This window comes from Ensifer sp. EB106-03-01-XG145 (assembly GCF_058792075.1).
The window spans coordinates 1,097,620-1,115,435 of the sequence record NZ_JBYTEC010000001.1; the positions used below are offsets into that span (position 1 = coordinate 1,097,620).

Here is a 17,816-nt window from a genome sequence, read left to right on the forward strand (position 1 = left end):
AGCGCCGACCGGCACGCGCTCCATTCCCGTTAAGTTTCGGCAAGGTTCTGGAATTGGCCGCAATCGCGATTATCTGATCGCGGTGAGCAGCTTTGCCGCGGCAACGGAGTCAGTGACCCATTCATGAAAATCAAGGCGATCTTCAATCGTGAAGGCGGAACCTTCCGCACGACGGATATGGCGGCCTATGGCCGGAAGGTCGAGGAGGTCTTCCATACCGCCGGCCACCAGATCGAAATTGCGACGGTTTCCGGAAGCGAGATGCGCGAGACCTTGGAGCGCACATGCCGCCGCGATGACCTCGATGCGATAATCGCCGGCGGCGGTGACGGCACGATCTCGGCTGCTGCCGGGGTCGCCTGGAAAAACCGCATGCCGCTCGGCGTTGTTCCCGCCGGGACGATGAACCTTTTTGCCCGCACGCTGAAGCTGCCGCTCGATATCTGGAAGGTTCCGGAGGTGCTGGCGAATGGCGTGATCATCGACGGTGACATCGGCAGCGCTGATGGCCGGGCCTTCGTACATCAGTTTTCGATGGGCCTGCATGCCCGCATGGTGCGCTATCGCGAGTCTTTCAGCTTTCGTTCGAGGGCAGGCAAAATCGCCGCAAGCACCCGCGCCGCGGTAGGCGTGATTCTCAATCCGCCCGATTTCGAGATCGAGTTCGACGTCGACGGCCATAAGGAGAGCCGTCATGTTTCGGCGGTTTCAGTCTCGAACAATCCGTTCGGCCGCGATACGCTGATGTATGCCGACGATGTCACAGCCGGCCATCTCGGCTTCTACACGGCGCCGCCCCTGAGCCCGCCGGGCGTGGCCAAGCTCGCCTTTGATGTGATGCGCGGCAAATTCCGCGACAGCCCGCTGATTACCGCCATGAGCGGCCATGCGCTCGATCTGCATTTTCCCAAGGTAGAACGCAAGATCAACTGCGTCATCGACGGGGAGCTCCTGCCGATGGGCCGTGACGTCGCGCTTCGCATTCACCCGGGCGAACTCAAGTTGCTCGTCGGCGCCGACCGCGACGGGTCGGTAATCCAGAAGTAGCCGAAGCCATAGCGATCCGGCAGATTGCCGTGGAGATAGGGCAGGGCGAGTTGCTGCGGCTTCATCGCCGCCTCCGGCACGCCGAGCGACTTCAAGATGTCGAGAAGCCCTTCAGGTGGTTGAGCATCGAGCTTGCCGTTGTCGCTCCAGACCACGAGGAGCGGTCCGGCCGGATGCTCGATCGGAGAGCTGCTGCTGTTGCCGGGGACGAAGACCTTGGCACCGTGCAGGCGCGTGCGCACATTGCCACCAAGCAGCTTGTCCGCGGCGATGACCATCGCCGGCTCGGCTCCCTCCTGTCGGACCACGGTATCGACAAGGGTGCTATAGGGAATGCTGAGCCTCGACAATTTGCCGAACCAGGGGCGAACAACCGCGCGTGCCGAGACGACCACCAAAGTGGTGACGATGATGAAGGCGACGAGCAGCAGGAAGGGGCGAACGCTGCGTGTGGTGTCGACGCCGGAAGCCTCCACCTTGAGGGCCAGGTAAAGCGGCAGCAGGACGAGAAAGAGAACCAGCCATTTCTCGCGCATGTGGGTGGCGCCGACGGCGAGCATGATCAGCAGCACGGCGCCGAGGCACAGCAGCAACATGCGCCCGACGACGCGTGTCCAGTGGTTTTCGGCGCGCCAGATCGTCGGCAGGTCCTTGCGGAAGACGAGAGCGAAGACGATCAGGGGAAGTGCGGCGCCGCGAAGCGTGGCGGCTACCAGCGCAACGATCCCTTTGAGCGCCTTCGTCAGGTAGCTCGTCTGTTGGGCCGTTCCCATTTCATTGAGGGTATTGCGCGAGGCGGCGCCGAGATTTTCGAGAATCCAGTAGCCGTGCGGCAGCGCAATCAGTGTGCAGACGGCGATCGCAACCAGAATGCGCCAGTCGAAGAGCCGGGCGCGAAGCTTCGGCTCGGGCAGGATCGCAAGAATCGCGGCGGTTGGGACGAGTGCGAAGTTGTACTTCGAGATGACGCCGATGCCGACCGCCGCTCCAGTCAGGACGTAGGCGAACAGACTTGGCCGCGTCATCGTCCGGACGAAAGCGTAAAGGAACAGCGATACGGCAAACAGTGCCGCGACCGTATGCGAAAGGTCGCGCTGTGCGAGCAGGAAAATCGGCGGAAAGGTCAGCACGCCGACCGTTGCGATCGCGGTCAGGCGTCGATCGCTGAGGACCTCGCGTGCTGCGAGGCCGTAGAAGAGGCAACACAGAAACAGGAGCCCATTCTTCAGCACCGTCATCGTCGCAAGCGACGGCCCAAAGGCCGAGGTCAGCCCGTATTGCAGCCAATTGTAGAACGGGGGCTGCGAACCATAGCCGAGCATCAGGAACTGCGAGACGAAGGCCTGTTCCGACTCGTCGATTTCGAGCGATGTGGAAATGGCGAGGCGTAAGCCGATGCAGAGCAGAAAGTAACCGGCGATCAGCGCAACGACGGTGTTTGGCCGACGATTGACGACGTCAAGCATCGGCCGGGTCCCGGACGAAGACCTGCCGCACGATGTAGTTGGTGGTACCGTCGTCGCGGAAATAGGTTCGCGCCATCATCTCAGCGAGAATGCCTGTCGTGATGAGCTGAACGGACGAAAGGAACAGCATGACACCGACGATCAGCATCGGTCGCGTTCCGATGTCGTTGCCGAGGATGAACTTGTCGAAGCCGAGATAGACCAGGATCAGCGCGCTGAGCGCGCCGGTCGCAAGCCCGATCGATCCGAAGAAGTGCCCTGGGCGCGCTTTGTAACGCATGAAGAAGAGCACCGACAGCAGATCGAGAATCACGCGGAAGGTTCTGGAGATCCCATACTTGGATTGGCCGTGCTGCCGTGCGTGATGGGTAACGGGCATCTCGCCGATGCGGCTGCTCGGCACCACGCCGGCGACCCAGGCGGGGATGAAGCGGTGCATTTCCCCCATCAGCTTCACCTGCTTGATGACCGAGGTTCGATAGACCTTGAGGCTGCAGCCATAGTCATGCAGCCTGACGCCGGTGATCTTGCCGATCAGGCGATTGGCGCACCAGGACGGGATCTTCCTGAGCAGGAGACCATCCTGCCGGTTCTTTCGCCAGCCGACCAGCAGGTCGAGCTCGCGCTCCTCGATCGCCTTGACCATTTCGGGAATATCGGCCGGATCGTTCTGCAGGTCGCCGTCAAGCGTGGCGATCAGGCGCCCGGCGGCAGCGTCGATGCCGGCCTGCATCGCTGCCGTTTGCCCGAAGTTCTTCTGCAATTCGACAATCTTGAGATCGAGGCCCGGATCGGAAAGAGCCATTCTTGCATTTGCCAGCGTTCGGTCGGTGCTGCCGTCGTCAACGAGGATCAGTTCCCACGGAGACGGAAAGTTCGCCAGCGCATCGCGGACACGTGTGATCAGCGGCTGGACGCTGTCCTCTTCGTTGAACACAGGAATGACGACGGATAGTTCGATGGGGTACATAGGAACAGCTCGTACATGCGGCGCTTACAATGCCGCAAGATTTGGATTGGGCTACATAACCGTTTTCTTGCACAGTTATCAGTGATAACCAACGTTCAATCTTGCGTTTCAACACGGGAAATCGAGACCTGATGACTTCGGATTGCGAGTCCGATCGGCGATCCTGGTTCGCCCGCAACCGGATGACATTACTGTCGGCAGGTGCCATTGCGGCCTATGCGGCCTTCGTCGAATGGTTCTGGGGATGGCCGGCGCTGCTGAGGCAATGGTCCGAGATCGGCTTCAGTTCCGCCGTCTCGGCTCTGGTGCTGCTTGTCGCAACCTATTTCATTCGCTGCTATCGCATCTACGATTACTTCCCGAACGAAACGGCGGGGCGCTTCCTGCCGCTGTTTCGCGTCACCCAGGTCCATAATCTCCTCAACATCATGCTGCCGTTTCGTGCCGGGGAAACGAGCTTTCCGCTGCTGATGCGCTCGGAGTTTTCCGTGCCGCTCGCGCGCGGCACGTCCGCTCTTCTGGTGATGCGCCTGCTCGACCTGCACGCCCTTCTCGTCGTTGCGGCCGTCGGCCTCGTCATCGGCCGCGGATCAGCCGCGCTGTGGATTGCATGGCTTGCCGCGTTCGTCTCGCCGCTTCTCTTCTTCCTGCTGAAGGATCAAGTGATTGCGCTGGCGCGTCGGCTGTTGCCGACAAAGCTCGATGTCATTGTCGACGAATTGGAGGCGGGCGTCCCGGCCAATATCGTCGCGTTCCTGCGCGCCTGGGGCATGACCATCCTCAACTGGGCGGTCAAGGTGCTTGTCCTTGCCTGGGTGCTGGCCTTCATGGGCGTTGCGCCGCTGGCCGCCTGTTTCGGTGGTGCCCTCGGCGGCGAACTTTCCTCGGTGCTGCCGATGCATGCGCCCGCTGGCGTCGGCACCTATCCGGCCGCGATCGCGGCCGGGGCAGTGTCCTTCGGCGCTGGCGCCGATCGCGCCGGAGTGGAACAACTCGCGGCGGCCGGCGTCAACGCACATCTCTTGATCATCGTGTCCGCGGTGGCGGGCACGATGCTGTCGATGGCGCTCGGGAGACGGCGCTGAGCAATTCCAGGAAAAGTGTGAAGCAGTTTTCCGTCCGGAATTGCGCAATTCCAATGGTTACTGGAACGAGGTTTCGTAGAAGCTTCTGAGCTTGCGGGAATGCAGCTTCTCCGGCGGCATGGCCGCAAGCTTCTGCAGCGCAAGGATGCCGATCTTCAGGTGCTGGCTGACCTGTGTCTTGTAGAAGGCGGTCGCCATGCCCGGCAGCTTCAATTCGCCATGCAGCGGCTTGTCCGATACGCAGAGCAGCGTTCCATAGGGCACGCGGAAGCGGAAGCCGTTGGCGGCGATCGTCGCCGATTCCATGTCGAGCGCAATGGCGCGGGCCTGCGACAGGCGCTTGACCGGGCCGCGCTGGTCGCGAAGTTCCCAGTTGCGGTTGTCGATGGTTGCGACGGTTCCGGTGCGCATGATCTGTTTGAGGTCGTAGTCCCGGTAGCCGGTGACCTCGGCAACGGCGTCCTGCAGTGCCACCTGCACTTCCGCGAGCGCCGGCAAGGGGATCCAGACCGGAAGGTCGTCGTCGAGAACGTGATCCTCGCGCATATAGGCATGCGCGAGCACGTAGTCACCAAGGCGTTGGCTGTTGCGAAGACCGGCGCAGTGGCCGAGCATCAGCCAGACATGCGGGCGCAGCACAGCGATATGGTCGGTGATCGTCTTGGCGTTGGACGGGCCGACGCCGATATTGACCATGGTGATGCCGCCGTGCCCCTTCTTCTTCAGGTGATAGGCGGGCATCTGCGGCAGCCGTGCGAGCGTATAGTCGGTCTCCGGCTTGTCGGCGCCGGCGGGCGTGATGATGTTGCCGGGCTCGACGAAGGCCGTGTAGCCATTGCCGCCTTCGGCCATCTGCTGGCGGGCCCAGGCACAGAACTCGTCGATATAGAACTGGTAGTTCGTGAAGAGCACGAAGTTCTGGAAGTGCGTGGCGTTCGTCGCGGTGTAATGGCTGAGCCGCGCCAGCGAATAGTCGATGCGCTGAGCCGTGAAGGGCGCTAGCGGCGAGGGTTCTCCGGGACCCGGCTCGTAGGAGCCGTTGGCGATCTCGTCGTCGGTCGTCGTGAGGTCAGGCGCATCGAACAGATCGCGCAGCGGAATGTCGATGGTGTTTGCCGCCGATGCCTCCACATAGGCGCCCTCGCCAAAGGCAAAATGCAGGGGAATCGGGGTTGCCGATTCCGAGACGGTGACGCCGAGGCCGTGGTTCCGTATGAGATGCCCGAGCTGCTCCTTCAGATAGTGCCGGAAAAGCTTCGGCCGGGTGATCGTGGTCGTATAGACGCCGGGCGCGCTGACATAGCCAAAGGACAGGCGGGAATCGACATGTCCGAAGCTGCTCGTCTCGATGCTGACCTGCGGATAGCAGGCGCGATAGCGGGTGAGCGGCTCGTCGGACTTGCCCAGGCCCTCGAACGCTTCGCAGAGGAACCGGGTATTGCGCTCGTAGAGCGCCTCGAGGCAATCGACAGCAGCCGCAGGATCGTCGAAGTATTGCGGCTCGAGAGGCTCAGGCGTTGCGACGGAAAGGACGGAGTGTGAAGAGATTCGCTTGTTCATGTCGCATTATAGGCTGCGGCTTCTGACAAGCAAACGACAAGATATTGGCTTGCACAACCGCGCGGCGGCCTCAGGTCATCGGTTCAACGCGGGCCCGCGAGGATGACCGCGCTGCCGAGAAGGGCGATGGTCATGCCGGCCAGATCCCAGCGGTCGGGCCTGACCCCTTCGGCAAGCCAGAGCCAGAGCAGCGACGCGGCGATGTAGACGCCGCCATAGGCCGCGTAGGCGCGGCCCGCAGCTTCGCTGTCGATCCAGGTGAGGAGCCAGGCGAAAAGTGCCAGGGAGGCCATGCCTGGAATAAGCCAGACGATGGATCGAGCTTCAACCACGCCCAGAAGGCAAAGCAGCCGGCGATTTCGGCAAGGGCGGCAAGCGTATAGACGAGATAAGGGGGCATCGGGGCTGACAAGGGGCTGTTGTGGCGAATCCCACAATCGTATCCGATTAGGGGAAACAAGCAGAAACTCAAAGTGCTGCAGCAACCTTGGCGTATCTTAAAAGAAGCACGACGTTGCAAGTGCGAGAGGACAGGAAAGCGGCGTCAAGTACATGCCGGAAAGAACAAAGGGGCGCGGGCGCCCCTTTCATGCAATCCGATCGGGTGGCACGCACCTTAGGTCATCGATTGACGCTGCAGGGTGACGAAGAGGACGAGGCCGGCGCCTTGTTTGCCGATGCCGGCACCGTTGGCCTTGGAGTAGGCAAGCGCTCCAACCGGTGCCATCAGCAGGCCGGCCAGTGCAAGCACGCGCAGCGAAAGAAACGCGGATGTCGAAAGAGCGGCCAGCATGTTCGTTTCTCCATCAGATCACGCGGTGATCGGTTTCACTTGGCGGCGGAGCAGGGCGTAGCCCGTCTCGTCCCGGCGGTTAGAGTTTGGCCTGGCAGTATTGCGCCGTATGCGCGGTGCAATCCGTCAGCGAACCGAGATAGGTATTGGTGCGGCGACGTTCGGTGTCCGCGCTGACGGCAGCGGCGAGAGTTACAGCGAAAACGACCATCAGAAGGCTGATGATGGTGAGGCGCCGAGCAAGGATATCCATGGTTCTGTCCGTTGTTTGGAGGCAGGTTCAAATCGATTGAGTGTGTTTTCGCACACCCAAACTGAATTGATGCTGAGATGTCCGTTCATCTGGCGTTCATCTTCGGTTGCATGGGGAGCCGCGCTGCACGGACCGGGAGATCGAGACCGGTCGCGATCACAGTGGGTGCACAAGGAGGAGCCAAGGGGGCGGCGCTGCGAACGGTCGCGTAACAGCGCTAAGTCCATGGACCGCACATGCAAAAAGGGCGGCCGATGGCCGCCCTTTCAATTCGTCAATGTGTCCGTGCCGCCGTATCGCGCGCTTAGAGGCGCGTCCAGGTCTGTGACTTGCAGAGCACTTTCAGGACGCAGCCCTTCATCTTCAGCGAATTGCCGTTGACGGCGCCAGAACCGCTATAGGTCTTGTCGGTATCCGGATCGGTGATTTCGCCCGAATAGCTGCCGTCGGTACCGGCGAGGTTGCCGATGCGCTTGCCGGCATGCTTGCCGGTCTTCAGCGTCACGCAAAAGGCTCCGCCACAAGGCACAATCTCCGCGGTCGCGCCGCTTGCGGTCTTCCAGTTGCCGACGATCGGTTCTGCCGCTGCCGCCGTCCCGGCAATGCCAAGGGCGAGCGTCGCGGTCATGAGCAAGGTACGTAACATTCCAGTCCTCCAGATCGAGGCTGCCGGCGTGGTCCGCTCCGCCGGCAGCTTTAGATGTCCTCGTATGCAAAAAAGGCAGTCTCCTCACTGCCGCGCGCAAGATAGCTTACGCGCACGTAAAGGTAAACAAGCCAAACGGCGGCTTTTGCTGCTTTTTCTTGGCCGTTTCAAGCAGGTCGAAATCTAGGAAATCCTGGCGGCTCTGCCACCGTCGATCTTTTCGTGGTTAGCGTTTGGTTGAAATCGGCAGTTGAATTTTTCGTAAATTTTGAAGCGAATGCGCCGGATTCCCGGACTTCCGATGTTTAACAAAAGCTCAAGTTTACCAAGCGTTTGAACTTTGTTTGTCGCAAATTAAGCATGCATTTTAAGCGCGCATTGAAAGCCCTGCTGCATATTGAAGCCATAAGACGAGCGGACAAAAACGCTCCGAAAAACCACCGAAGACGACGCCGCAAAAAGATGGCGCGCTCCGGAAGGCCCGCAAAGAGGCAAGGTCGAACAGGGACCAAAACAAGTGCTGATCTGGAGCATGGTCCGCCCCAAACGGGCGGGCCGCTTCGGAAAAACCAACCAGGCAAGACAGGGACAAGACAATGGCACGCTTTGATATGCAGATTGCTTCGGATGCCGCGATGGGTGGTGACAACCAGGCGGAAATCTTCTGTGAAATGGGTCTGGCCTATGCGACCGGAAACGGTCGCCCGGTCGATCTCGTCGCCGCCCACAAGTGGCTGAACATTGCCGCGATCAAGGGCTGCGACCGTGCAGTCGATCTGCGCGCCGATCTGGCGATGACGATGAGCAAGGCAGATCTCGCCGCAGCTCTGCGCGCCGCTCGCGAATGGATGACGGTTCATTGAACCAAATGAGCGGCCCCCCAGAGGGGCGCCGCCCAACAGCCGGACTCTGAAAGCTGGATCAGGCCAGCTTTTTCAGAACCTCGGGCAGCGCGGCCTCAAACAGGGCCATCTCAGCTTCCGGTCCGGTACTGACACGGATGCAGCGATTAAGGGGCGCCACTCCCGGCATCCGGATAAAGATGCCATGGTCGTTCATCAGGGTATCGACGATCGCGCGGGCAAAGACCGCATCCCGGCCGCAGTCGATCGCCACGAAGTTCGTGGCCGAGGCGAGCGGCGACAAGCCGTTCTCTGTGCCGATCGCAGCGATACGCTGGCGAGAATCCGCAATCTTAGCCGTCACTTCTTTCAGATACTCCTGGTCCGCAAGCGCGGCGATTGCCGCAGCGACACCAATCCGGTTCATGCCGAAGTGGTTGCGGATCTTGTCGAATGCCTGGGCGGTGCCCGGCGTGGCGATCACATAGCCGATACGCGAACCGGCGAGCCCGTAGGCTTTCGAGAAAGTGCGCGTGCGCACGACGTTCGGGCGATCGATCAGGGCGCTGATCGCCGGCACCGCATCTGCCGGCGCTGTTTCGCAGTAGGCTTCGTCCAGAATGAAGAGCGTTGTTTCCGGAAGGGCCCTGGCAAACTCGACGATGCGGTCTGCCGGCCACCAGCTTCCCATCGGATTATCGGGATTGGCGAAATAGACGAGCGGCGCATTTTCCCGCTTCACGGCCGCAAGCAAGCCGTCGAGGTCCTCCCGGTCGCCGGCATAGGGCACCGTGACCAACCGGCCGCCATGGCCGACGACGTGATAGTTGAACGTGGGGTAGGCGCCAAGCGACGTGACGACCGGCATGCCCGGCTCGATCACCATGCGGACGATCTGGCCGAGCAACCCGTCGATGCCTTCACCGATCGCGATATTGGCCGGGCTGGTGCCGAGGCGGGCCGCAAGTGCCTGCTTCAGGTCGTGGTTTTCCGGGTCGGCGTATTTCCAGGTTCCGCCGGCTGCTTCCCGGATCGCTGAGATCACGCTTTCGGCGGGGCCGAAGCCGCTTTCGTTGGCTCCGATTCGCGCGGCGATCGGGCGACCCCTCTGGCGTTCGATGGCCTCCGGCCCGACAAACGGAATTGTTGACGGCAGGGATTGGATGAGCGGCGTGAAGCGAGAAAATGCGGACATGTTGAATAATAGGCCCCGTTCGAATAGCGTCACGGGGAACTTATCGCATGCTTTGGCAATTCGGAATCATCCCCGCGAGAAAAGCTGCAGGAATTCCGGTGCTCTACAGCCGCGGCTTTGCGTTCTTGACCTGCCCGGTGAAGAACTCTTGCCGGATGATCTCGCGCAGCAAGGTCTGCTCGATCGGCTTGATGAACTGGACACCGATGCGCTCGCCGTTGCGATAGACTTCGGCGCAACCGATCCTGAGCGGCGTGCCGACGATATGCAGATAATAGTGTTGGGGCAGGCCGATGTTGGTGTCGACGGCAAAGCTCGCGCCGCCACGCGAAATGTCGATCATCCGGCAGGATCGCACGGAGACGCTGCCGAGCCCCGGCTGCACAGCGGTCAGCGTACCGGCGTGCCCGATGGAGAATCGCTCATAGCGCCGCTCGTAGAAAGGCGACGGGACGCAGGAGTACATCGTCTGGTTCTGCATGCGTCATTCTCCGCCAGTGCCGGGTCGGACGGTGCGATCAGTTTCTGACCGCATTCCTTGACCCCGGACAATTCATTTGTCCCACATTGTATCGGTGGGCGATTTCCACCGATGCTAGAATCACTTTTGCATGAGAAACTTGCAATCCCCTGAAATCGATCACTAAAAATCTAATGTCGCACGGCCTGCTTTGAAAGGTCAGATTCCGCCACTTGAAAATTGCATGCGGATCAGCCGGCGCAGGAAGTCCGGCGAAAGCAGCATATTGAAGCGCACGCCAAGCTCTGCGCCTTCGCGATGGACCTGCGAACAGCCGATTTCCTCCTTGAACCCCTCGATTTCCAGGAAAAAGTGTTTTGGTATCAGGATTGCCGCGTTGAAATCGAGCATCGCGCCGGCGATCGAGATATGGCGCAGCAGGCATTGATATTTGGTCTTCGCCTTCAGGTGTTCGCCGATGACGAGGATGCGGCAGGGCCGCTCGATGAAGTAGTGCTGATGGGCAGTCGCAAGCTGGCCGGGCTTTCCTTCCGCGACATGCATCTTCATAGACATGGCAAGCTCCGACCGATAGCCTTTCGCAACCTCCGGCAACGTCGTCGTCGATGGAATCGACAGCCGTGCCGCTATCATGTTTCAGCTAAGCGCACCGACTTGCTTCGACCTTGTGCCGGCCACGCGCGTGTCACGGAATAAATTATGATGCGTGCGCACATTGAAAGCCCCCACCTCATACGTAATACTTTGGTCCGGCATGACCGGAACGCCCGATGTGGTGATTCCGCGGTTCAGAGGGGTGAGGGCATCGTTCGTCATTCAAGCCGGGCAAGGCGAAGAACGATGGTCGGTGCCGGAGGGAAGGGCATGTTCATGGGGCATTTGCGGCATTGGCTGCCGCTCTCTATTCTTTGTATGGCGTTGTTTGTGTCGGCGTCCGATGCGTGGGCTGCCAAGCGCGTCGCACTGTTGATCGGCAACGAGAAATATGAAGCAACGTCACCGCTCAACAACCCTGCCAATGACGTGGAACTGATGAAGGCCTCCTTCGAGGAGGCCGGTTTCGATACCGTCACGACGGTGCACGACGTTAGTCGCCAGGACATGGTCAAGGCGTTGCGCGAGTTCGAAGACCTCGCAACCGGTGCCGAAGTCGCGATCGTCTATTATTCCGGTCACGGCATGGAGATGAACGGCGAGAATTTTCTGCTTCCCGTCGACGTGCAATTGAAAACGGACAAGGACGTCGAGGACGAGGCCATCGGGCTCGACCGGGTTCAGCGTTCGCTCGAAGGCGCCACCAAGCTCAAGCTCGTCATCCTCGACGCCTGCCGCAACAATCCCTTTGAGCAGAGCATGACACGCTCGATCTCGACCAGGGCGGTTTCGCGCGGGCTGGCGCGGGTCGAACCGGAATCGGCCGACCTGCTCGTCGCATTTGCCTCCAAGGCCGGCACGGTCGCGCTCGATGGGGAGGGCAAGAACAGCCCCTTCGCCACCGCACTCGCCAAATACCTGACCGAACCCGGCGTCGATGTCCGCATTGCGCTCGGCAAGGTGCGGGACGAGGTGGTGTCGGTGACCAATCGCGGCCAGGAGCCGTTCGTTTATGGGTCGCTCGGTGGTGCGCAGATCTTCCTCAATATCAAAGAGGTGAACATCAGTATCACCAACAACGGCGGACAACTGTCGCCGAACAGCCAATCCGAGGCGGCTGCCGACTGGCAGAACATCCGCGACCTCGCCGACAAGGATCTGCTAACCGCCTTCCTGGCGAAGCATGGATCGGACCCGGTCTATAAGATGCTCGCCGAAAAGAAGCTGAAGCTTTTGACCGAAGCCGAGCAGACGTCGAGCGTGACGCCTGACGAGATTGCCTGGGAAGCCTTGAAACAGTCGACCGATGCGGCGGCGCTGACGCGCTTCATTGAGCGTTATCCTGACAGCAAGTATAAAGCCGAAGCCGAGCAGCAGATCGCGGCGCTCGAGCCGCAAAAGGGTCTCAACGTCTCGCCGACCGGTAAGGACACCCAGGCCTCGCGCGATTGCTATCTGCTGGCGGGCGAGCCGCAATCGATGCCGGGCTTCCTCGGGGTCAATTTCCTGAAGCTCGATTCCGAGCGGGCTTTGACCGCCTGCGCCCAGGCCGTCAACGAGAACCCGGACGATATGATGCTCGTCAACATGCTGGGTCGGGCGCAAGATGCCGGCCGCAATTATGTCGACGCGCGGCGCAACTACCGGAAGGCGGCCGACGGCGGCAACATGTATGCGCTGACGAATCTGGCCTGGTTCTCAGTCTATGGGACCGATGGTCCGGTGGACGTAGACCAGGGCAAGCGCATGTTCGAGGTGGCGGCGAGAGGTGGCAACGCCTACGGCCAGGCGTCACTCGGCTGGCTCTATCGCGAGGGCTACGGCGGCATCGCGCAGGACTATGCGGAGGCGGCGAGGTGGTATGAGCAGGCGGCCAGCCAGGGCTATGCCAACGCCATGGCAACGATGGGTTGGTTCTACCGGGAAGGGCTCGGCCTGCCCAAGGACCTGGCGCAATCGCTGTCCTGGTACAAGAAAGCAGCTGAAAGCGGCGACACCAATGCCATGTCGTCACTCGGATGGGCCTATCAGAACGGATTGGGGACGGAGCAGAACTACGGCGAAGCCAAGGTCTGGTACGAGAAGGCGGCCAATATGGGCGATTCTTATTCCATGGCATTGCTCGGCTGGTTCTACGATATCGGCAACGGTGTCTCGCAGGACTATGTGCAGGCGCGCACCTGGTACGAGATGGCCGCGAATGCCGGCAGCGCCTACGCCATGGGCAATCTGAGCCGTCTCTATGATTACGGCCTCGGTACCAAGGCAGACGCAAAGGAGGCGGTTCGCTGGGCCGCAGCCAGCATCGAGGGCGGCGACCCGGCCAAGCTGGAAGAATTGCGAACGCAGCCCAACAACTTCACGCCGGCGTTCCGCAAGGAAATGCAGGCGCTGCTTAAGGACCGCGGCTACTATGGTGGACCGATTGACGGCGACTTCGGTGCCGCCACTCAGCAGGCGATCGAGCGTCTCGCACGCAAATCGTAGGGCATGAGAGGCAAGACTCGCGGATCTCGGGTTTCCATTTCTATTGCTTGTGAGAATCGGGGGACGGCAAGCGCCGAAACTTTCCAGCTACTCCTACTTGGCTGCACGAGTGGCCTGTCGCTACGCCCACACGTTTGCTTCCTGCCGGCCAGGCCCACACGGAAAATGGGGGGAATTGCCGGAAACCGACAAAAAAATCTTGCATTGGCCGCTGAGTGTCACTAGTCAGGCGCTAACGGAGAGGTGGCCGAGTGGTCGAAGGCGCTCCCCTGCTAAGGGAGTATACCGGAAACGGTATCGAGGGTTCGAATCCCTTCTTCTCCGCCACTGTTCTTTTGGGTCACAGGCGGCCCCAATTTCTTCTAAGTTTTCAGTGATTTGCGGACAGCCCTAATGATGGGGCTTGTTGCTGCTGTGACCCAGTCGTGTGACCCAGAAATGTTTTGGGACACCTCGGGCTAAGATTCCAGAAGACGATAAAGGCTGTCGGCCAGATGTCTGCCCTTCCGGGTTAGGGAGGCGACCTTTTGACATGGGTCCTCGCTGTACTCCTCCAGCCTGACCAATCCGCACCCAGGCACGTTTGCCCTTTCGAAGTCTTGCTCCGGTTTAGATCAATACCGGGCCGAGTGGGTGTATGAGAGTGAATGGCGATTAGTTACGGGGGCAGGAAGGTCCTCCGGTAGGCCCTACGACGATTGCCCGATTGGTGCAGAGGAACCCGATGGACTGATCTTCGGCCTAAAGACCTCGAAGGAAGTCAGAGATGAACTGACTGCTCTAGCGGCGGCTTATCCCAACATCTCACCGATGGAGGCTCGCCGCGAGCCCTCCAGTTTCGTTCTGCATCTTCACCCTACGCAGCCTCTTTCAGTATCCTAAGGACGCTCGCACGGCCTATTCCTACCGCGTTCACTATCTCGGCTGCTGTCTCACCCTCTGTTTTCAGCTTCAGCTTCAGCATCTCTCTCTCTCTCTCTCTCTCTCTCTCTCTCTCTCTCTCTCTGCTTGGCCGGCATCATCCGTCGTCCGAGATCTCTGCGGGCGGTGTCCGTCGATTGATGTTCTCTTCCTGCGGGTGCAGGTCCACGATTCTCGCAGAACCAGAATCAAGGATGCGTTTCGTTTGCGAATCTCGGCATTGATTCTGATGAATCTTTGGATTGCGAACGGTCCGTCCTGTTCTCATTTCCTGGAGCGAATGCTGTTTTAGCCGCTCCCTGCGGAGGTGGAGTCGGTGTTTGTGGCCATCCTTTCCCCTATTTTGGGCAGCTTTCTGCCTCTTTCTGAAACAGGCTGCGTGTGTTTCCCTTACGCTAAACCCCTGCCACCAAAGGCTTTTCTTAATGCTTTGTTAATTTTCTTCCGGGGTCTGCGGCGATTTTGTGTCGTTTCAGCAACAGGGTTCGGCGAAGGGCGATGCAAAGCACGTGATCTCGCTAGTTGGACGTTGCGCCGATGATCCGGTCTTGTATTTTCAACTCCGGAAGCAAGGGCGGTTGATCGTCCGACTTCTTGAACGTTGGGGATGGGGCAGGGAAAGCTGTCCTTCAGCAAAATACCCAGACCCGTTTGAAACTTTTGACTGGAGGTCAGAAATGAACATCAAGAGCCTTCTTCTCGGCTCCGCTGCTGCTCTCGCAGCAGTATCCGGCGCACAGGCAGCCGACGCAATCGTCGCAGCCGAGCCGGAGCCCATGGAATACGTTCGCGTTTGCGACGCTTTCGGCACTGGCTACTTCTACATCCCGGGCACCGAAACTTGCCTCAAAATCGGCGGCTTCATCCGTTTCCAGACCTCGTTTGGTGACAACGCCTCGCAGAGCCGTTACAACCAGGCGAACCATGACTTCCTCGACAACGGCGGCCCGAACTATTCCACGTCTGACTGGGATGCCTTCTCGCGCGCTTACATCTCGTTCGACGCCAAGAGCGACACCGAGTACGGCACGCTCACCGGCTTCTTCGCTGCTGAGTTCAACGCCGACAACGACACCGACTCTGGCGACAGCGACTTCATCGACGTTGATGAAGCCTACATCCAGCTCGGTGGCCTCAAGGCTGGTTTCTTCTACAACTGGTGGGATAAGGGCCTGAACGGCGAAACCGACACGCTCGGCAACGTCACCGAGTTCAACTCGATCGCCTACCTCTACGACGGCGGTTCGTTCCAGGCCGGTATCTCGATTGACGAGCTCGAAGGCTGGTCCACCAAGGCAAACGGCATCGGCGTCTCCGGTATCGTTTCGGCTTCGGTCGGCGGCGTTTCGTTCGACTTGCTCGGCGGCTACGACACCGAATGGGAAGAAGGCGCGATCCGCGCTCTGCTCTCGGCTGACCTCGGCCCGGGCGTCTTCCAGCTCGCTGGTATCTGGGCTTCGAACCCGAACACCTACTGGGCTGAATCCGAGTGGACCGTTGCAGCTTCTTACCGCTGGAACGCTACCGACAAGCTCGCCATCACCCCCGGCGTTCAGTACTTCGGCAGCCTGCAGGACTCGTTCACCGACTTCGGTAGCGACGACATGTGGCGCGCTGGCGTAACGGTTGACTACAAGATCACCGAAGGCCTCGCGACCCGCGTTTCGGTTCAGTATGAAGATGCTGACAACAGCGACGACCAGGTATTCGGCTTCGTCCGTCTGCAGCGCGACTTCTAATATCGTCTGACTTCGGTCAGGAGAGAGAAACCCGGCTTTCGAGCCGGGTTTTTTCGTTTCTGAATTGTGCAACGCTCAGCCACGCGCCGGCGACGCGACCCGGTTAAGCCGGGTGCATGCGCCCGTCGAGGTCAATGGTCGAGATGGCCCTCTGAGTGCAGCCGATCGGTGCTAGCTTGGCGCCGCAGTTGTGATGGCGGTGACAAAGGCGCTCACTGCCTGGCGAGGGCCGTCGAGGTGCAGTAGCGGTGCATGGCCTTGACCTCGTGCGGTGAATGCTACCGTTCCCGAATGTCGCTTGCACATCTCGCTTACCGTCCCTTCCGAGAGTAGCCGGGAGTGCTCGCCTCTGATAACCAAAAGCGGCATCCGGGAAAGGGCCCCATACTGCGGCCAGAGATCTGGCAACAATGTCTCAGCGGTCAGGCCAAGCAGTTGCTGCGCGATGGCTACATCAAAATCTGGCACCGGCGTGCCGTCCTCGTCGCGGTAGACCGCCTTTGCCATTTGTAGCCAATCGCGTTCGCCAAGGATCGGGAAATCGGCTCCGTGGAGTTCTTTCAGATAGCCAGGCGCCATGGACCAGCTTGTCGGCTCGCCTGGCTCCTTGTTGAGATAGTCCCGGATGGCCAGCAGGCCCTCGATTTCGATGACGGGCCCAATGTCATTGAGCACCGCGCCTGCAATGAGGCCGGGTGCAACCCCGATGAGGTGGTGCAGGATCAGCCCCCCGCGGGAAGTGCCGATAAAAACTGCACGATCAATCCCCAGATGCGTGCAGGCCGCAATGACGTCGGTTGTTTCGATTGCGATTGAGTAGTGGCTCTTGTCGTCGTCACGCTGCGAATTGCCTCGGCCGCGATAATCGAGTGAGAAGACGGTGTGTCCGCCACCGCACGGTGACGACAAAAAGATTGCGAGTTCGTGAAAATCGCGGCTGTTGCGGGTGAGGCCCGGCAGGCAGATGATCGGAACTGCAGGTGTGGGACGCACAAGGCCGTAGCTCCGCACGTAGAGTTGCAAATCATCAGCCGCGAGGAACCGATGCTCCCGAAACCCGCCTTGATTCATCGTCTGCCTGCCTCCAACCGCTAACGGCAGGATCGTAGCGGCTCGAGGTGAAAGGGCAAGGCGCGTGCATAGCGCGCATTCGCCGCGAATGGCTCGCTAACAGCGCGCTACTTGCGAACGTGGTCATCTGCCTTGTCAGTAGGGCGAGCATTGTCGCCGTGGACCGCCATAGGGCTGATACGAGTTGTCCCAGGCGCGATAGGACCGATAGCGGGCGTAGCACCAGCGCGTATGGGCATTGCCGCTGACTGCACGCGACCCATTGTAGTATCGCGGCTGACTCAGCAAACCGCCGACGATTGCGCCTGCCGCAAGCCCACCAATGAAAGCGCCGACATCATTGTCGTTGTGGTAGTGGCGGCGATAACGGTCGCGAGAGTAGCCATCCCGGTAATAGCCGTCCCGATAGTATCCGCGTCTATCGCCATCCCGGTAATAGCCGCGCCGGCCGCCGCGCTCGCAATAAGGAACGACACAACTGGGGCGGTTCTTTCGGGCTTCGCCGCGCTCGTATGGGAACTGAGCCTTTTGAATGTCAGTCGTTCGAGATACCTGCGGAGCGATCGGGAATGCATTGGCAGGCGGAACACTGCTCATTGCCGTCGCCAGAGACAGGGCGATAATGGATAAGGTCTTCATTGTGTTCACCATTTCCTTCAGGAAAGA

General features: G+C 60.2%; 16 protein-coding genes, 1 tRNA gene and 1 pseudogene. 6 read left to right on the top strand and 12 right to left on the bottom strand.

Annotated elements, in window-relative coordinates; translation table 11 throughout:
- Window positions 1-123 precede the first annotated feature (123 nt).
- Window positions 124-1,047 carry a diacylglycerol/lipid kinase family protein gene (locus AC3WWH_RS05340; protein ID WP_058320284.1) on the top strand — a complete coding sequence of 308 codons (924 nt, stop codon included), beginning with the start codon at window positions 124-126 and terminating at the stop codon, window positions 1,045-1,047.
- Here AC3WWH_RS05340 and AC3WWH_RS05345 read toward each other — a convergent pair.
- Window positions 984-2,513 (bottom strand): ArnT family glycosyltransferase, encoded by a 1,530-nt coding sequence (locus AC3WWH_RS05345; protein WP_057252848.1) that lies wholly within the window; start codon window positions 2,511-2,513, stop codon window positions 984-986. The genes AC3WWH_RS05340 and AC3WWH_RS05345 overlap by 64 nt on opposite strands.
- The gene (locus AC3WWH_RS05350) at window positions 2,506-3,483 is read right to left on the bottom strand and encodes a glycosyltransferase family 2 protein (protein ID WP_058320283.1); all 978 of its coding nucleotides are present in this window, start codon (window positions 3,481-3,483) and stop codon (window positions 2,506-2,508) included. Before AC3WWH_RS05350 ends, AC3WWH_RS05345 begins: the two co-directional genes overlap by 8 nt.
- A 131-nt stretch (window positions 3,484-3,614) precedes the next feature.
- Between AC3WWH_RS05350 and AC3WWH_RS05355 the strand changes: the two genes are divergently transcribed.
- A complete protein-coding gene (locus AC3WWH_RS05355; protein ID WP_057252844.1) occupies window positions 3,615-4,568 on the top strand; it encodes a lysylphosphatidylglycerol synthase domain-containing protein in 954 nt (317 codons plus the stop codon).
- 57 nt (window positions 4,569-4,625) lie between these two features.
- Here the strand turns inward: AC3WWH_RS05355 and AC3WWH_RS05360 are convergent, their stop codons facing one another.
- The 5 genes and pseudogenes from AC3WWH_RS05360 to AC3WWH_RS05380 all read right to left on the bottom strand — a co-directional run bounded on the left by AC3WWH_RS05360 (window position 4,626) and on the right by AC3WWH_RS05380 (window position 7,820).
- Window positions 4,626-6,128: an AMP nucleosidase gene (locus AC3WWH_RS05360; protein WP_058320282.1), complete on the bottom strand. Its 1,503-nt coding sequence runs from the start codon at window positions 6,126-6,128 to the stop codon at window positions 4,626-4,628.
- 83 nt (window positions 6,129-6,211) lie between these two features.
- Window positions 6,212-6,528: pseudogene (locus AC3WWH_RS05365) on the bottom strand (YnfA family protein).
- Between the two features lie 216 nt (window positions 6,529-6,744).
- Window positions 6,745-6,921: a hypothetical protein gene (locus tag AC3WWH_RS05370; RefSeq protein ID WP_162261310.1), complete on the bottom strand. Its 177-nt coding sequence runs from the start codon at window positions 6,919-6,921 to the stop codon at window positions 6,745-6,747.
- 79 nt (window positions 6,922-7,000) lie between these two features.
- Window positions 7,001-7,174 (bottom strand): hypothetical protein, encoded by a 174-nt coding sequence (locus AC3WWH_RS05375; RefSeq protein ID WP_093232134.1) that lies wholly within the window; start codon window positions 7,172-7,174, stop codon window positions 7,001-7,003.
- Window positions 7,175-7,478: 304 nt separating this feature from the next.
- The gene (locus tag AC3WWH_RS05380; protein ID WP_057252837.1) at window positions 7,479-7,820 is read right to left on the bottom strand and encodes a DUF2147 domain-containing protein; all 342 of its coding nucleotides are present in this window, start codon (window positions 7,818-7,820) and stop codon (window positions 7,479-7,481) included.
- Between the two features lie 596 nt (window positions 7,821-8,416).
- Here AC3WWH_RS05380 and AC3WWH_RS05385 point away from each other — a divergent pair.
- A complete protein-coding gene (locus tag AC3WWH_RS05385; protein WP_058320281.1) occupies window positions 8,417-8,683 on the top strand; it encodes a sel1 repeat family protein in 267 nt (88 codons plus the stop codon).
- A 58-nt stretch (window positions 8,684-8,741) separates the two neighbouring features.
- Here the strand turns inward: AC3WWH_RS05385 and AC3WWH_RS05390 are convergent, their stop codons facing one another.
- From AC3WWH_RS05390 to AC3WWH_RS05400, 3 genes are all read right to left on the bottom strand, one after another.
- On the bottom strand, window positions 8,742-9,857 hold the full coding sequence (locus AC3WWH_RS05390; RefSeq protein ID WP_058320280.1) for a pyridoxal phosphate-dependent aminotransferase: 1,116 nt from the start codon (window positions 9,855-9,857) through the stop codon (window positions 8,742-8,744).
- 103 nt (window positions 9,858-9,960) lie between these two features.
- Window positions 9,961-10,338, bottom strand: coding sequence for a PilZ domain-containing protein (locus AC3WWH_RS05395; RefSeq protein WP_058320279.1), 378 nt, complete (start codon window positions 10,336-10,338; stop codon window positions 9,961-9,963).
- A gap of 198 nt (window positions 10,339-10,536) precedes the next feature.
- The gene (locus tag AC3WWH_RS05400) at window positions 10,537-10,893 is read right to left on the bottom strand and encodes a hypothetical protein (protein WP_058320515.1); all 357 of its coding nucleotides are present in this window, start codon (window positions 10,891-10,893) and stop codon (window positions 10,537-10,539) included.
- A gap of 285 nt (window positions 10,894-11,178) precedes the next feature.
- Between AC3WWH_RS05400 and AC3WWH_RS05405 the strand changes: the two genes are divergently transcribed.
- The 3 genes from AC3WWH_RS05405 (at window position 11,179) to AC3WWH_RS05415 (ending at window position 16,079) form a co-directional block, all read left to right on the top strand.
- On the top strand, window positions 11,179-13,419 hold the full coding sequence (locus tag AC3WWH_RS05405) for a caspase family protein (RefSeq protein WP_162752522.1): 2,241 nt from the start codon (window positions 11,179-11,181) through the stop codon (window positions 13,417-13,419).
- Window positions 13,420-13,656: 237 nt separating this feature from the next.
- Window positions 13,657-13,746: transfer RNA gene (locus tag AC3WWH_RS05410), tRNA-Ser, on the top strand.
- A gap of 1,271 nt (window positions 13,747-15,017) precedes the next feature.
- The gene (locus tag AC3WWH_RS05415) at window positions 15,018-16,079 is read left to right on the top strand and encodes a porin (RefSeq protein ID WP_058320276.1); all 1,062 of its coding nucleotides are present in this window, start codon (window positions 15,018-15,020) and stop codon (window positions 16,077-16,079) included.
- A 171-nt stretch (window positions 16,080-16,250) separates the two neighbouring features.
- On the opposite strand, the gene AC3WWH_RS05420 is transcribed toward AC3WWH_RS05415, so the two are convergent.
- Complete coding sequence (locus AC3WWH_RS05420; RefSeq protein ID WP_058320275.1) at window positions 16,251-17,150, bottom strand: alpha/beta fold hydrolase; 900 nt, start codon at window positions 17,148-17,150, stop codon at window positions 16,251-16,253.
- A gap of 135 nt (window positions 17,151-17,285) precedes the next feature.
- Window positions 17,286-17,789: a BA14K family protein gene (locus AC3WWH_RS05425; protein WP_082640649.1), complete on the bottom strand. Its 504-nt coding sequence runs from the start codon at window positions 17,787-17,789 to the stop codon at window positions 17,286-17,288.
- Between the last annotated feature and the right edge of the window lie 27 nt (window positions 17,790-17,816).